This is a genomic window from Thioalkalivibrio sp. HK1 (genome assembly GCA_000583135.1).
Lineage (GTDB): Bacteria > Pseudomonadota > Gammaproteobacteria > HK1 > HK1 > HK1.
Window position 1 is genome coordinate 75,910 of sequence record JFBG01000023.1, and the last position, 15,621, is coordinate 91,530.

11 protein-coding genes and 2 tRNA genes are annotated in these 15,621 nt (G+C 57.3%); 7 read left to right on the forward strand and 6 right to left on the reverse strand.

Annotation, left to right across the window (positions count from 1 at the left end; genetic code table 11):
* From BF99_RS0108080 to BF99_RS0108100, 4 genes are all read left to right on the forward strand, one after another.
* Positions 1-1,008 carry an FAD-dependent oxidoreductase gene (locus BF99_RS0108080; RefSeq protein ID WP_025770467.1) on the forward strand — a complete coding sequence of 336 codons (1,008 nt, stop codon included), beginning with the start codon at positions 1-3 and terminating at the stop codon, positions 1,006-1,008.
* A 300-nt stretch (positions 1,009-1,308) separates the two neighbouring features.
* On the forward strand, positions 1,309-3,309 hold the full coding sequence (locus BF99_RS0108090) for an ABC-F family ATP-binding cassette domain-containing protein (protein WP_025770468.1): 2,001 nt from the start codon (positions 1,309-1,311) through the stop codon (positions 3,307-3,309).
* Between the two features lie 184 nt (positions 3,310-3,493).
* On the forward strand, positions 3,494-5,125 hold the full coding sequence (locus tag BF99_RS0108095) for a GIY-YIG nuclease family protein (RefSeq protein WP_025770469.1): 1,632 nt from the start codon (positions 3,494-3,496) through the stop codon (positions 5,123-5,125).
* Between the two features lie 93 nt (positions 5,126-5,218).
* Entirely contained in the window at positions 5,219-5,899 is a 681-nt protein-coding gene (locus BF99_RS0108100) for a glutathione S-transferase family protein (protein WP_025770470.1), read from the forward strand.
* A 369-nt stretch (positions 5,900-6,268) separates the two neighbouring features.
* Here BF99_RS0108100 and BF99_RS23360 read toward each other — a convergent pair whose 3' ends face one another.
* Positions 6,269-6,961 carry a DUF488 domain-containing protein gene (locus BF99_RS23360; protein WP_025770471.1) on the reverse strand — a complete coding sequence of 231 codons (693 nt, stop codon included), beginning with the start codon at positions 6,959-6,961 and terminating at the stop codon, positions 6,269-6,271.
* 471 nt (positions 6,962-7,432) lie between these two features.
* Here BF99_RS23360 and BF99_RS0108120 point away from each other — a divergent pair, with 471 nt between their 5' ends.
* The 3 genes from BF99_RS0108120 to moaA all read left to right on the forward strand — a co-directional run bounded on the left by BF99_RS0108120 (position 7,433) and on the right by moaA (position 10,134).
* The gene (locus tag BF99_RS0108120) at positions 7,433-8,659 is read left to right on the forward strand and encodes an NAD(P)/FAD-dependent oxidoreductase (RefSeq protein ID WP_025770472.1); all 1,227 of its coding nucleotides are present in this window, start codon (positions 7,433-7,435) and stop codon (positions 8,657-8,659) included.
* Between the two features lie 3 nt (positions 8,660-8,662).
* Entirely contained in the window at positions 8,663-8,983 is a 321-nt protein-coding gene (locus BF99_RS0108125) for a 2Fe-2S iron-sulfur cluster-binding protein (RefSeq protein WP_025770473.1), read from the forward strand.
* Between the two features lie 71 nt (positions 8,984-9,054).
* Positions 9,055-10,134 (forward strand): GTP 3',8-cyclase MoaA, encoded by a 1,080-nt coding sequence (gene moaA / locus BF99_RS0108130; RefSeq protein ID WP_306699673.1) that lies wholly within the window; start codon positions 9,055-9,057, stop codon positions 10,132-10,134.
* A 913-nt stretch (positions 10,135-11,047) separates the two neighbouring features.
* On the opposite strand, the gene BF99_RS0108145 is transcribed toward moaA, so the two are convergent.
* The 5 genes from BF99_RS0108145 to BF99_RS0108170 all read right to left on the reverse strand — a co-directional run bounded on the left by BF99_RS0108145 (position 11,048) and on the right by BF99_RS0108170 (position 15,061).
* Positions 11,048-11,121, reverse strand: a tRNA-Cys gene (locus BF99_RS0108145).
* A gap of 64 nt (positions 11,122-11,185) precedes the next feature.
* Positions 11,186-11,261, reverse strand: a tRNA-Gly gene (locus BF99_RS0108150).
* 246 nt (positions 11,262-11,507) lie between these two features.
* A complete protein-coding gene (gene pgsA, locus BF99_RS0108160) occupies positions 11,508-12,101 on the reverse strand; it encodes a CDP-diacylglycerol--glycerol-3-phosphate 3-phosphatidyltransferase (protein WP_038097721.1) in 594 nt (197 codons plus the stop codon).
* A complete protein-coding gene (uvrC, locus tag BF99_RS0108165; protein WP_038097777.1) occupies positions 12,098-13,945 on the reverse strand; it encodes an excinuclease ABC subunit UvrC in 1,848 nt (615 codons plus the stop codon). The genes pgsA and uvrC overlap by 4 nt, the downstream gene beginning before the upstream one ends.
* 450 nt (positions 13,946-14,395) lie before the next feature.
* Positions 14,396-15,061 (reverse strand): LuxR C-terminal-related transcriptional regulator, encoded by a 666-nt coding sequence (locus BF99_RS0108170; RefSeq protein WP_038097779.1) that lies wholly within the window; start codon positions 15,059-15,061, stop codon positions 14,396-14,398.
* Positions 15,062-15,621 lie beyond the last annotated feature (560 nt).

Here is a 15,621-nt window from a genome sequence, read left to right on the forward strand (position 1 = left end):
ATGGAAAACGCCGATGTTCTCATCATCGGGGGCGGCCCGGCGGGCTCGTCCTGCGCCAGGCGCTTGGTGCAAGAGGGCTCCTCGGTGATGGTGCTCGATCGAGAGGAGTTTCCGCGCACGAAACTATGCGCGGGCTGGATCACGCCGGAGGTGGTTTCCGATCTCGAGATCGATCCGAAGAACTATCCCCATCGCTTCAATACCTTCGATGGCATCGTGGTGCATATCAAAGGCTTGAAGTTCACCTTGCCGAGCGTACAGCATTCGATCCGGCGTTATGAATTCGACGACTACCTTCTAAAACGCAGCGGCGCTCGGGTTTTCGTGCATAACGCCCGTACCATCGAGCATGATCCGAGCGATGGCTCCTTCACCGTCGACGGTCGTTTTCGGGCGCGCTACCTGATCGGAGCCGGGGGAACTCGCTGCCCGGTCTATCGCACCTTTTTCCGCGATGCCAACCCTCGCGCCCGCGAGTTGCAAGCGGCCACCTACGAGCACGAACTTCCCTACGAGTGGAAGGACGAGCGCTGTCATCTATGGTTTTTCGACAAGGGCTTGCCGGGCTACGCTTGGTATGTGCCCAAACAGAACGGCTACCTCAACTGCGGCATCGGCGCGATCGCCGAGAAAATGAAGGCGAAGGGGGCGGATATCAAATCACACTGGCAGCACTTCGCCCGCAAATTGGAGCGTCGCCGCCTTACCCCCGAAGCCGAGTTTTCGCCCAAGGGTTATAGCTATTACCTGCGGGGGAATGTGGATGTGGTGCGGATCGGGAACGCTTTCATCACCGGGGATTCCGCCGGATTGGCAACGCGCGATCTCTGCGAGGGTATCGGGCCTGCGGTGCGCAGCGGCTTTCGCGCCGCCGATGCCATCACCAAGGGGAGCGAATACCGATTGCATGATATTGCGGCATATAGCTCGGAGTTCACTTTGGTCCGTTGGTTGTTGGAACGCAACTTCGCCGGTGGCAAGTTGGAGATTCCTTCCGCCCCCGCTTGAGATTCGGACCCTCATCGCAAGATCGAAGGATCGGGAGCGATCCGCCGGCATCGTTCATGGACGGTCGACGGCCGAACGCCTGTTGATCGCCTATCCCTATCGCCTTGTCGCCGAAAAGGGCTAGGCGCTGCTTGCTTGACGATCCGGCATGGAAATTCGAATGCATCGCATCGACCGCTCGATCCCTCCCAAAGTACCGGTCGCTCGATGCGATCGGGGGTTGACGATCTTGTCGATGCCGTCGTTCTCGGCTCGGTGCGTGCGCGCTCGGCCTTGTAACCCTCGCCAAATCCATCAATCATGATTCGGATCGATGATGTCGCGCTCTTTCGCGGCCCCAAGGCGGTGTTGGAAAAAGCCGATTTGGTGGTGCAACGGGGGCAGAAGGTCGGGGTGGTCGGCGCCAACGGTGCGGGTAAATCCAGTCTCGTTCAGATGATCCTGGGGCGGCTCGCTCCGGATCGAGGGCGGCTCGATCTCCCCGCCGGTCTCGATATCGCCACCATTGCCCAGCAAGCCCCTAGCGGTCCTCAGGCATTGATCGATTATGTCGTCGAGGGGGATGCCCGCATCGCCGATATCCGCGCCCGCATGGCAAGGGCGCTGTCCAAGGGCGATGCGCTGGCCGAGGCCGCGGCCCACTCCGATCTCGAAGCCATCCATGGTCATGGCGCACAAGCCGCCGCCGCCCGCATCCTGCGGGGGCTGGGTTTCGAGCCGGAGGACGAGCGGCGATCCTTGGACGATCTCTCCGGGGGGATGCGGATGCGGGCGGCGCTCGCTCGCACCCTGACCGCCCCGTGCGACCTCCTGCTGCTGGACGAGCCCACCAACCATCTCGATGTGGACGCCGTTCTTTGGCTCGAGGCTTGGCTGCGTCGCCATCGAGGCACCCTCTTGGTCATCTCCCACGATCAGGAATTTCTCGATCCGGTCGTCGATCACATCGCCTTGATCAGCGCCGGCCGCATCTTTTTCTATACCGGCAACTACAGCGAGTTCGAGCGTCGCCGCGGCGAGGATCTTCGGCGATCGCACCAGCAGGCCGAGCGACAAAGCCGGGAACGGGCGCGAATGGAGGCTTTCGTCGAGCGCTTTCGGGCCAAGGCGAGCAAGGCCCGGCAGGCGCAAAGCCGGCTCAAAGCCTTGGCGAGGATGGAGGAGATCACCCCGCTGCCGATCGCTTCGTCGAGCGACTATCGCTTCGAATTTCCCGGACCCGAGCACCTTCCGCGGCCGCTGCTGACCCTCGACAATGCATCGTTCGGCTACGGAAGCCGTACCGTTTTGCACGATATCGGTATGACCCTCGTTCCCGGCGATCGCATCGCGCTTTTGGGGGCGAACGGGATGGGAAAATCCACCTTGATGCGGGGAATGGCCGCGGCCCTCGCTCCGCAGTCGGGGCAGGTGGGGCGTTCGCCGCATACGAAGATCGGCTATTTCACCCAGCACCGGATCGAGCAGATCGATCTACGAAGCAGTCCGCTCGACTTGGTGCGCTCCATCGATCCGGCGATGCGAGAACAACGAGCGCGGGATTTTCTCGGCGGTTTCGGCTTCGGCTCGGAGGCGGTCATCAACCCGGTGGAACCTCTTTCCGGCGGCGAGAAAACCCGCCTCGCCTTGGCGCTATTGCTCTTGGAGCGCCCCAATCTGCTGTTGCTCGACGAGCCCACGAACCACCTCGATATCGATATGCGCCGGGCTCTGGCCCTCGCTTTGCAGTCCTTCCCCGGGGCGTTGGTGCTGGTTTCACATGATCGCCATCTGCTGCGCCTTGTCAGCGATTCCCTTTGGCTGGTCGCAAAAGGGCAGGTGCAGCCTTTCAAAGGCGATCTCGACGACTACCGTGCATGGCTGCTCTCGGGGCTCTCCGGTCCGCAGTCCTCTTTGCCTTCCGATGCGATCTCGGCCGATGATTCAGGTGCCCGATCGAAAGATACCGAACTTGCCCCTTCCTCTCGGGCGCCGGCTTTACGAAAGCGCGATCGACAGCAAAGAAAGCGCGAGGAGGCCGAGCGCCGTCAGCGCATCGCCCCTCTCAAACGAGCGATCGATGACTTGGAATCCGACCTCGATCGATTGGGAAAAGAGCGGGCCGAGATCGGGACCATTCTCGCCGACAGCACCACCTATCAAAATATGGAGCACGAGCAGTTGCAGGAGTTGCTCGCCCGCCACCGCCGGCTCGATATCGATATCGAAAAAGCCGAGAGCGCTTGGCTGGAAAAGAGCGAATCCTTGGCGAAGTTGAACGATCAAGATATCGAGCGAAACGAGGCGGAAGAGGTTTCTTGACGATCCTTTCGCCCTTGCCTCGATAATATGGAGTAGGATAAAGTGGAGTAGGGCGATGATCCGAATTTTCATTGTTCACTGATGCTTGGGTGTAGTACCATTGACCTCACGGACTCGACCGGTTTATCGGAGTAGGGCACCACGAGTCCACGGATACGCCGAAGAGGATACGGAGGGATGATGTATGAGCGATCGCGGTGAAAAAATCACCATCTACATTCCGGGTGGCCTATCCAAGCGAGGAATCAAAGTCGCCGATATCGTCAATTGGACCGGACAAGTGTTTGTTTGTCAGCGAGAAGAGATCGAGAATTTGGAAAGCGAGTGGGGAGATGAAATCGAACGTCAGGGGATTTATATTCTTTTCGGAGGGAATGATACCGGGCGAAAACCGGCTATTTATATAGCGGAAACTGAGAATGTCAAAATTCAGTTGCGCTTGCATCTGGCGGAAACGGATTTTTGGGAGATTGCTTTTATCCTCATCAACAAAGACGAAAACATCAATAAAACACACTTCAAATACCTTGAAGCACGTATGATGGACCTAGCGAAAAATGCCGATAAGTTGAATCTTGAGAACCGGAGCATCCCAAAACTGCCACCGATCTCCCGATCCGATCAATCGATGGCGGATAGGTATTTGGAGCATGTCATCACTCTTCTCGATACTCTCGGGTTTTCTTATCTCGAACGAAGAGAAGAACGGCGTTTACCTGAAAAAACGAACGAAGCATGGGAAAACGCGCTTATAGATGCCGATGGTAATTTGACGACAGTAAGTACATCATCAAAATATGGATATCATAGCACTACCAAAAATTCCCCAAAGCGAATACGCACCGAATATCCGAGAGTCAAGGAGATGATGGTTGCTGGCGTAATGAAAGCCGGTGATATTATTTGGTTCAAAAGAACTCCCGATCGAAGGGCGGTTTTGACTATGGATGGAAGATGCGAGTATGAGGGAAAAGAAATGAGTCTGGCGGAGTATGCTAAAATCGCATCGGGGTGGAGTGGGGTGGTGTCAATCTATGATTATTTGATCCATGGCTCGAGTGGAGTAACCATAGGAGGTTTGCGCAACCAGTTGTCCGTTTCACCTTCCCGCGCCCGCTCAAGTTCGATATCGACCGATCAACTACCATCACGAATCAACCTACCGAATATCAAGGATATGGTAGCAGCCGGAGTAATGAAAATCGGGGATGTTGTCTGGTTCAAAAAAACACCTGATCAAAAAGCCATTTTGATTTCAGATGAAAGATGCAAATATCATGGGGAAGAGATGAGCTTGGTGGATTACGGAAAAATCGTATCGGGATGGACCGCGGTTAATGTCTATCAATATTTCATTCATGGCCCAAGCGGGCAAACCATTGAGTATCTGCGTGATCGACTGATCGAATCGACTTCTGATGTTCGCCTGAATTCGGTATCACCCAATCGACCGCAACCGAAAGCGAAACCGACGGATTCCTTATCCTGTATCAGGCTGTATTTCAATGCTCCTCTGAAAAAAATCAGAGCATCGGGCATTTACTCATCCGATGCGTTCCTCGTCCTAGCGGGTTCATTGGGTGCTAGGGAGGTGAGCCCCCGTTTAATTCCATGGGGCCGTGCGAAACGGGAAAGCTTGATCGCACGTGGCGAAATCAAATACCAAGGAGATCAGATCTATTTCATGCAAGATGTAAAATTCAAGACGCCATCAACGGCAGCCGTAGTGATCTCCGGAGCGTCACAAAACGGACGGATCGTTTGGAAAGACAAAGACGGAAAAACGCTCAAAGAGATTCAAGAAGAGTCGTCTTGAGAGTCGTTTCAAGGATTTTTGGATTCATGATGCCACCGTCGATAACTGACGCTGGTTCATCTCATCGAGCCGAATCGTGAATGAGGAGTGACGATGATCGATTTCTATACCGCAGCGACGCCCAATGGCTATAAAGTATCGATCGCCTTGGAAGAAATGGGTATCGCTTACGATCTCAAGGTACTGTCTTTATCCGACGGCGATCAAAAGCGACCCGAGTTTTTGGCGATCAATCCGAATGGACGCATTCCCGCCATCGTCGATCGGGATGCCGATGATTTTGCGGTCTTCGAATCCGGTGCCATTTTGGTTTACTTGGCGCAAAAGAGCGGACGTTTTTTCGGGGAAGGCGACGATCGGAAGCGCTCCATCGTGCTGCAATGGTTGATGTTTCAGATGGGGGGAGTCGGGCCGATGCAGGGGCAGGCCAATGTCTTTCACCGCTACTTTCCGGAGCGTTATGAACCGGCGGTGCAGCGCTATCAAAATGAGACTCGAAGGCTCTACCAAGTGCTCGACCATCGCCTCTCCCAAGTCGAATTCCTCGCCGGGGATTACAGCATCGCCGATATGGCAACCTATCCTTGGGTCAAAATCCATGATTGGTCGGGGGTATCGGTCGAGGGTCTGGATCATCTGCAGCGTTGGATCGAGGCGATCAAGGCCCGTCCGGCGGTGGAGGTGGGGATGAGAACCCCGCCGCGCCCGGATCGTAGCGGCGATGAGGGGGCGCGTCAGGCCGAAAAAAGAGGCAGCAAAATCATTCAGCTTTGAAGGACTGCAATGTCGAAAAAGAAGAAGGGAGGCCCGGCAAGGAGATTGTCGATCGCATCGGAGGAAAATATCATGAGTGTTCGATCTGAAACCGAAATAAAAAGCGAGCTTTATCGATTTTTTCGTGGCTGGTGGGGTGGTGCAATGAAAACGAAGCGGAGATCGATCGGTTTGCGGCATTCGTTTTGCGCTGGGCATTCATCGGTTTGATCTTCTTGGCGATCATGTCGCTATTGAAGATTTTCGCGTTCCTCCATCTGGCGCTATGATTCGAGCCCCGATCGAGTTTCAGCGTATCGAATCCTCATTATCGACTATCGGTACATCGATTCGTATTGCTTGCTTGATCGCGCGCCTCGGATCGGCGATCTATCGTTTTCGTCGATCTCGTTTGAATCCCCATCGGCGGGTTTGCATCGAAATCGCATCATCGATCGAAAGGGATGTCTCATCCGCCGCGGCCGCGGGCACCGCCGTCATATCCGTCGTCGGCCTCGTCGAATCCTCCTCAAAGGCAAAGAGATCGAGGGTCTTTCCTCGCCCCGACCCTCCTTCGGACGATATGCCTTCGACCCCTCGTATCAATCGATCCATGGTCTGCCGGTGAGGCTCGGCGCTTCCGTCGGCGAGGATGTGCACAACCCTCGATCCTTCTTTGACCAAGGCGTGAGAAACCAGCAGCGTTCTATGGCAATGAAGCGGTTCTTTCTCTGCGCACATCAAGGCGATCTCGAATGCCTTCGCCTCGTCGACGATCCTTGCAAGCCCTCGCCGAAACCATGGCTTTTCGGCGATGATGTCATAGCGAATATGTCCGCCCTCATCGTAGCAATCGGGATCGTCCGGTCTCCCCCCGAGCTCTCGGCCTAGAAAAAGATAGGCGATGCCTTGCGATTCGAGATACCTGGATAGGCTCGGGCGATTGAATTGAGGGTTATATCGGCTCCAAGGGCTGGAGCGGACATCGACGACCAAGGAGATATCGTATTTTTGCAACAGGTCGATCATCCGAGGAAGCGGGTGATTCGAATGGCCGATCGTGAACAGAGTAGGGGGGTTCATGGTCTTCCTTGCCTTGCACGAAAACACCGAGCGCTCGAGCCGTTCACATCGAGGCGAGTGGATACAATAGCGCCTTGCAGCCTTGAAAATCCATCGCTCGGTGCCATCGGCGTAAGAGCGGTGATAAAATCCGCATCTTGGTGAACCATCCCTCGGCGAAATCCGGCGATTTTGCTTCTCATGCGATATCGCTTCGAATCTTCGCACGTTCTCGCCTCGATATCGGGGACTCGATACGAGGAGCGAGGAATTGATCGCCGGATTGGCCGGATCGATCGCCACGAGGGACAAAGACGCTTTCGATCGCTCGCTATTTTGTCCGCACCTTGCGCCGATTTTTTCGATTTCTCGTAAGCGACACGAGTCTTGTCGGTGCGCTTGATTCATGGATGAAGAGACCGAAAAAGGGCGCTACGCTGCGAATATCGATCCGACACCGATACCGACAGACCTGACGACAAAGACATCGAGATGCCCGAAACCACCATCATTGCCGGAGCTGGACAAGCCGGGGGTCAGACCGCCATCAGCCTGCGTCAAGCGGGTTATGAAGGCAAGATCATCCTTTGCGGCGCCGAAGGGCTACCCCCCTATCAACGCCCTCCGCTGTCGAAGAAGTACTTGGGCGGCGAACTTGAAAGGGCTAGGCTTTTTCTGCGCCCCCAGTCTTTTTACGAAACCCAAGAGATCGATCTTCGCCCCGACAGCGAGGTTCTGGCGGTGGACCGTGCCGCTCGAAAGGTGACGCTCGAAGGGGGCGAAGTTCTGTCTTACGACCATCTCGTGCTCGCCACTGGCAGCCGTCCCCGATCATTGACGATCCCCGGCAGCGAACTCGCCGATATTTTCTACCTTCGCACCCTCTTGGATGTCGATGCGATTCGAGGGCGGATGGAGGCGGGCAGGCAGCTGGTGGTCGTGGGCGGGGGCTATATCGGTCTCGAGGTCGCCGCCACCGCAAAGCAAGCAGGACTCGATGTTTGCGTGCTCGAAGCCGCACCGCGCTTGCTGGGTCGGGTGACCGCTCCCGAAATGTCCGAGTACTACCTCGAGGCGCATCGCTCTCGCGGGGTCGATGTGCGAGTCCATGCCGCGGTCAGCGCCTTTTCCGGGAACCACGCGATCGAAGTCGTCGAATGCAAAGGGAGCGACGGTCTCGACGAGCGGATCCCGGCGGATATGGCGGTGGTGGGTATCGGCGTGAGCCCGGCGACCGATCTTGCGGAAAAAGCCGGTCTTTCCTGTGATGACGGCATTTCGGTCGATGAGCATTGCCGCACATCCGATGCGCATATCTATGCCGTCGGGGATTGCACCCGCCATCCGAATCCGATCTTGGGTCGCCGACTGCGCTTGGAATCGGTGCAAAATGCGATCGAGCAGGCAAAGACCGCAGCGGCCAATATCGTCGGAAACCCGCTTCGCTACGAGCAGATCCCTTGGTTTTGGAGCGATCAGTTCGATCTCAAACTCCAAATGGCCGGGATCTCCGAGGGCTACGATGCCGTAGTGCAGCGAGGATCGATGGAAGCCGACGACTTCGCCTTGTTCTACCTGCGAGAGGGTCTCTTGATCGCGGTGGATGCCGTCAATCGCCCGCGCGAGTTCATGGCCTGTCGCAAATTGCTACCGGAGCGGGCACGGATCGAACCGAGCCGGTTGGAGGATGAGTCGATCCCCATGCAGGAGATGATTTGACGCATGCCGAAGGTCACGTTCATTCAGCCCGATGGCAGCGCCGAGACGGTGGAAATCGCCGAAGGGCTCTCGGTGATGGAAGGGGCGATGGAATACGGCATCCCCGGCATCCTCGCTCAATGCGGGGGAGGGTGCTCGTGTTCGACCTGCCACTGCTATGTAGCCGATGAGTGGGTCGCCGCCTTGCCCGCCCCGGCCGATGATGAAAGCGGTCTGCTCGAATTCGCTTGGGAGCCCAAAGAATCGAGCCGATTGACATGCCAGATCCACATCACCCCCGAGCTGGAGGGTCTCATCCTGCACGTGCCGGAGCAGCAGATATGAGTCGCCCCTCAAGCGGTGCGAATGATCTGTCGCCCCCGGCAAGGGACCGGACGAGCCGACCGCCGGACAAGATATCTTCCGAAAATAATCCTTCCTCATCCTCGGCGAGTCGTTCGTCGAAGCGGCCTTTCGATCTTCTCGGGCGTTCTTTGCACGATCTGCGAATTTCGGTGACCGATCGTTGCAATTTCCGCTGCACTTATTGCATGCCCAAGTCGGTGTTCGGGGCCGGCCATCGCTTCATGCCGCGCAAAGAACTTTTGACCTTCGAGGAAATCCGCAGGTTGGTGTCGATCTTCGTATCCCATGGGGTGCGCAAGATCCGACTCACCGGCGGAGAGCCGCTCTTGCGCCAGAATCTGGATGCGCTGGTGCGGATGCTGGGGGAAATCGACGGAGTCGATGATCTGACGCTGACCACCAATGCCTCCTTGCTGAGCGCACAACGCGCCGAGGAGTTGCATGCCGCGGGGCTGCGGCGGCTGACGGTCAGCCTCGATGCCTTGGACGACGGGATCTTCTCCTCGATGAACGATATGGGGGTCTCCGTGCGCCCGGTGCTCGAAGCCATCGATCATGCCGAGCGGGCGGGTTTCGCCTCCATCAAGATCAACATGGTGGTGCAGCGCAAAGTCAACGACAGCGATATCCTGCCGATGGCTCGACGCTTCAAAGGCACGCCCCATATCGTTCGCTTCATCGAATATATGGATGTCGGGAGCACCAACGGCTGGCGTTTGGACGATGTGGTCCCCGCCGAGGAAATCATCCGAATCATCGATCGCGAGCATCCGCTCGAACCCTTGGAACCGAACTATGCGGGAGAGGTTGCGCGGCGCTGGCGCTATGTCGATGGCGACGGGGAGATCGGGGTCATCACCTCCGTCACCCGACCCTTTTGCGGGGCTTGCTCCCGGGCGCGTCTGTCGGCCGAGGGACGGCTCTATACCTGTCTTTTCGCCACCCGAGGATTCGACCTGCGATCGCTGCTAAGAGGCGGCATCGATGACGAGGCGCTGGCAAACGCGATCGCCTCGAGGTGGAGGCAGCGGGACGATCGTTATTCCGAACTCAGGAGCGAGATGACACTCTCCGAAGGCGCAACTACCGAGGAAAGACCCCGTATCGAGATGTCCTATATCGGGGGTTGAAACGGCATCTCGAAGTGGCCCGATATGACCGGATGCAGCCACGCCGATGCTTCGAGGGCCGGATTCTGCCCTTGGATTGCGGTTACATCTAGCGGCCACATCGAATTGCGCATAATCTATATTATGTAAAGTAGCATTATCGAACGAGGCCGAGAATGATATCAACGCAGTAAGCCGGCCATCCGCGAAAAAGAACCCCGTGCCTATCGGTACGGTATCTCCCTCGAAACAGCATCGTTCGATCGAGACGACCTTCCTCGAACGAGTCGCCTCCCGGTCGGTCGACAGGTCGACTCCGAGGCTCATATCTGAAAGAAGATGGTGCCCGGGACCGGACTCGAACCGGTACGGCCAAAGCCGGCGGATTTTACCTACCACCACAGTTTTCACTGCACGCATCGAGCGCCTTTCGATCGTTCGCCTAAGGCCGTGTCGGTCTGGTCGGACCGGATGTCGCACGCATCCAAGGAGGATATTCCTTGCAACCATCCCGTCTCATCGACCGACGAATGCGTTTTGTGGTCTGGACTATCCCTTTGCCCTATGCCGATATCGATCGTTTTTTTCGACTCGCATCCATACCATGAGCCGCCATCGGGATACAGCGCGAATCGAAATTCGCACACCCTTTCCTTGGCTGCTCGTGCTTGGAAAGCATCGACACTTAGGCAGGGGCCGTCTAGTCTCTACACTTTCCCGCCCGGCTTTCCTCTTTCTCGACCCGAAAGAGCGAAATACCGGCGGGCTTAGCTCGGGATCGCCATCAGCCAAGCCTGTTAAGGGTTCCCCGAATTTGACCCCTGTTCACCTGCGGGTTTCCCCGCAGGGGACCCTGACGAGTCCGCTGCGTCTACCTGATTTCGCCACCCGGGCAATGAAGAAAACCAAACGGCATCGGTTGCCGATAGAAAAATGGAGGCTGAGGTCGGAATCGAACCGGCGTACACGGCTTTGCAGGCCGCTGCATAACCACTCTGCCACTCAGCCATTGAAAAAAAAGAGCGCTCGGGCGCGCTCTTTTCGATCATCGACCGGCTTCGATGATTGGATTTGGAGCGGGAAACGAGATTCGAACTCGCGACCCCAACCTTGGCAAGGTTGTGCTCTACCAACTGAGCTATTCCCGCTGGATAGAATGCAGATTGTATGGAGCGAAAGATTTCTGTCAAGAACCCGAAGCGATTTTTTTTCGAAAAAGAAAACGAGGACGCCGGGGATCATCGCTCGGCGATGCGCTTTTTCGCGGCCCGAATGCCTTGATGATCGGCTCACAGCCCTGAGCCCGAAACGGCCAAGGCTCATGGAGATGCGGCTTGTCGATCCCCGCCGAATCCCGATCGATCGCCTCGCTCCTTCGGCGATCGAAAAAGGCGTCAGCGCCCGGAGGGGTTATCGGGATCCTTCGAATCGGCTCCCTCCTTATCCCGGATCACCGACCACGCCGCCTGCAGATAGACGAACATCGACCACAACGTCAATCCCACCGCGACATAAAGCAGAACGAGGCCTAAACCGTAAACAGGAAGGGACCCGTAATCGTATCGATAGAGCATCAGCAGCAAAGCGATCATCTGCACCGCGGTTTTGACCTTGCCGATGCTCGCCACCGCCACCGTGGTGCGCTCGCCGAGCTCGGCCATCAATTCCCGCAAAGCGGAAACGACGATCTCGCGGCCGATGATGATCGCCGCCGGGATCGCGATCAAGGAACGGGGATCGTTTTGCACCAACAAGACCAGCGTGACCGCGACCATCAACTTATCCGCGACCGGATCGAGGAAAGCCCCGAAGCTCGAGACCTGCCCCAAGCGTCGGGCGAGGAATCCATCCGCCCAATCCGTTATGGCGGCCAGAGCGAAAATCGCGGCGCACGCCGAGGGGGACCACGTCAAAGGCAGGTAGAAAACGATCACCAACACCGGTATCAGTGCGATGCGCAAGGCGGTGAGGAGATTGGGCAGATTCATGATGCCTCGCGAAAGGCGCCGTGGATGAGCAGTGCAAGCTCGCGGCTGATGCCCTTGATGCGCATCAGATCTTCGACCCCGGCGCGCGATACCCCCTGCAACCCGCCGAATTCGCTCAGCAGTCGCTGCCGCTTGCGGGATCCGATCCCCGGGATCCCTTCCAACACCGACGACTTGCGGGCCCGACCGCGTTGGCCGCGGTGCCCGGTGATGGCAAAACGATGCGCCTCGTCCCGGATGCGCTGGATCAGATGCAAGGCCGGGGAATTCGATGCCGGGTCGAGCGATTCCTTGCGATCGGGCAAAACGATGCGCTCGAGGCCGGGCTTGCGCGAGACCCCCTTGGCGACCCCCGCCAATGCGATACCCTCGATCTGCAATGCCTCGAGCGCCTCCATCGCTTGTTGCAGCTGCCCTCGCCCGCCGTCGATCAGCAGCAGATCCGGCAATGGCGCTTCTTCTCGTTGCAGACGAGCGTAGCGTCTTTCCAATGCGCTGCGCATCGCCGCATAATCGTCTCCGGCCTTGATCCCGGTGATATTGAAGCGGCGGTAATCGGATTTTCGAGCGCCCTCATGCCCGAAAACGACGCAGGAAGCCACCGGCGATTCCCCTCCCGTATGGCTGATATCGAAGCATTCGACGCGTTCGGGGATGTCATCGAGATCGAGCAGATCTCGCAGGGCCTCGAACTGATCGCGCAAATCGGTGCGAGCGGCGATCGCCTGCCGGTGAGCGAGCTCGGCATTATCGACGGCCATCGCGATCCAGCGCGCCCGTTCGCCGCGCACATTCGAGCGTACCGGAACCCGGCGCCCGGTTTGCTCGGTGATCGCCCGTTCGAGCAAATCGACATCGTCGACATCGGCGCTCAGCAGAATTTCATCCGGCACCGGCCGCTTGCGCCCGGTACGGGAGAGATAGTGTTGGGGGAGAAAGGCGCGTAGCAGATCCGCCTCGCTCGCATCCGCCCCGTGTACCGGCCGTATCGTACGCGAACCCAAGCTTTGGCCGTTGCGGATCACGAAGAGCTCGATCACCCCTACCCCGTCGCCGGATCGAGCGGCGATGACATCCACATCCCCGCCGGAGCCCGAGACATATTGTCGGGCCTGAACCCGCCGCAAAGAGGCGATCAGGTCTCGATAGCGCGCCGCCATCTCGAATTCCAGCGTCTGCGAAGCCGACTCCATTCGCTGCACCAGCTCGTCGATCATCTCCTCGCTCTTTCCTTCGAGAAACATCAGCGCATGGCGCACATCGCGGGCATAGGCCTTTTCGTCGACCAGTCCGACGCAAGGAGCGGTGCAACGCTTGATCTGGTACTGCAGGCAAGGACGGGAACGATGGCTGAAGAAGGAATTCTCGCATTGGCGAACCCGGAAGAGCTTTTGCAGCTGATTGAGGGTGTCGCGGGTGGCGGCCGCGCTGGCGAAGGGGCCGAAATAGCGCCCTTTGCGACGCTGCGCCCCGCGATGGAAACCCAAGCGAGGAAAACGCTCTTCCGTGGAAAGGTGGATATAGGGGAAACTCTTGTCGTCCCTCAAGACGATGTTGTATCGAGGGCGATGTTCCTTGATCAGATTGTTCTCGAGCAGCAGCGCCTCGGTTTCGGTATGGGTGCGGGTGACCTCGATCGACTCCGTATGCGACATCAAGGCTCGCGTCTTGGCATCGAGCTGATCTCGATCTCGAAAATAGCTCGATAGCCTGTTTTTGAGATTGCGCGCCTTTCCGACATAAAGAACACGGGCCATCCGATCCAGCATTCGGTAGACCCCGGGATCGCTGCCCAAGTTCTGCAAAAAAGCCCGTGCATCGAAGGCCTTGTCTTGCGATTCCACAGATTGAGCTCCGCCTTTTGCTTGCGAATCGACCGCGAATGGCTTTTTCGTTGTCACTTGCCCGACCGAGATCGCGAACATTGCGATTCGGATGTTGCGAATCAAGGATCGTGAATCGGGATTCACCCCTTCCAAGATTCTCGCGCTTGCCGGATAGACCGTTGAACGAATATTTTGCGCTATTTTCCGCCTCGGGAATTCATCTTGCGAATGGCAAGGGTATCGAGCATCGGCGGCCATGCTTTTCAAGCGATGGACGATACCCCTAAAACGGGATACCCGCCCTCTCGCCTTTTCTCTTGGCCTGTTTGCACTTTGGCATCCCTTACCCGGGGCGAGCGCATCATAACCAACCCCCCTACCCTTTTTCTTCGTGGGCATCACGATCACCCGAGCCGATGGCAGCGAGCCATTCGTTCGCACGGATCGTTGTAGCGTATCTTGCTCCACTCAATCCGAATCCCGTTCCGGCAGACAGGGGTCGAAAAGACCGTTGCGAATGCAAAAGAGCGCCACCTCCACATCGTTGTTGGCCCCGATTTTGCGCATGACTCGCATCCGATAGGAGCTGACCGTCTTGGGGCTGATGCAAAGGCGCTCGGAGATGGTACTGCGGTCGCAGCCGCTGGTGACCATGGCCATCACCGTCAGTTCGCGCACGGTCAGCATCCCGATGGGCGAGCGTTTGGGCGCCAATTTCTCGACAATCATATCCTGTGCGATATCCGCATCGACATAGCGGATTCCCTCCGCCGCCCTTCGAATCGCGGTCGTTACCTCCTCGGGCTTGCAACGCCGAGTGAGATAGCCGCAGGCGCCGCTGTCCAACGCCTGCGAAGCCATGGGACCGCTCCCGGGATTGCCGATCAGCACCACCTCGGGCGGCCCTTTGCACCACCCCAAGCGCCGGGCGATTTCCAACCCACCGATATCACGGATATCCACACCCGTCAAGAGCACATCCGCGCCCTGCTCTCGTGTCAGCCGAACCGCCTCCTCTCCCTTTTCGCACTCCCCGAGAAGATGGATATCGGATGCTTCTTTGAGCAACAGCACCAAGCCCTCGAGGGCCAACCGATAGGAATCGCACACCACCACCCCGATCCGGTATTTCATCGCTTCGTTCCTCGGCAAATCGTCCTTAGATTCAAGGACATCGCCTCTTTTGACCACCGCCGGGGTTTTTTGTTCACTTTTTTCGAAGAATAATATCCGCTCGATCGAAGGGTCGATCGAGGCTCTTCACCGATGAAATGAGATGGATACCCCCTATCCCATCGATCGATGCGAGCCTATCCGGGTCAAAGCCTCGATATTCGGCCGCAAGATTCCTCTTGAAACGGGCATTTCGCCAAGTCTTCGATCCATCGAAAGCACTTCGGCGAACAACGACGATACAACGGTTGCCCTCTTTGCCTCGTTCGATCCCGAGGAAACGCTCTGAATTTCCGGATCGAGAGAAAAACCCAATAAAAACAATGCGATAAGTTTTCGATCGACTCCCGATCGATTCTCGAAAGGGCAACATCGCTTCGCATAGAAAAGAGATTTCGACAGCCCCGCCCTGTTTCGGTGAGAATCCATGAGAATTCAAATGCCTTTTACCCCATCCCGTACTCGCATTTCGTCAGATGGCATCCCGAAGGCTCCCTCCTCGGCCCCGGCTCGCCATGAAT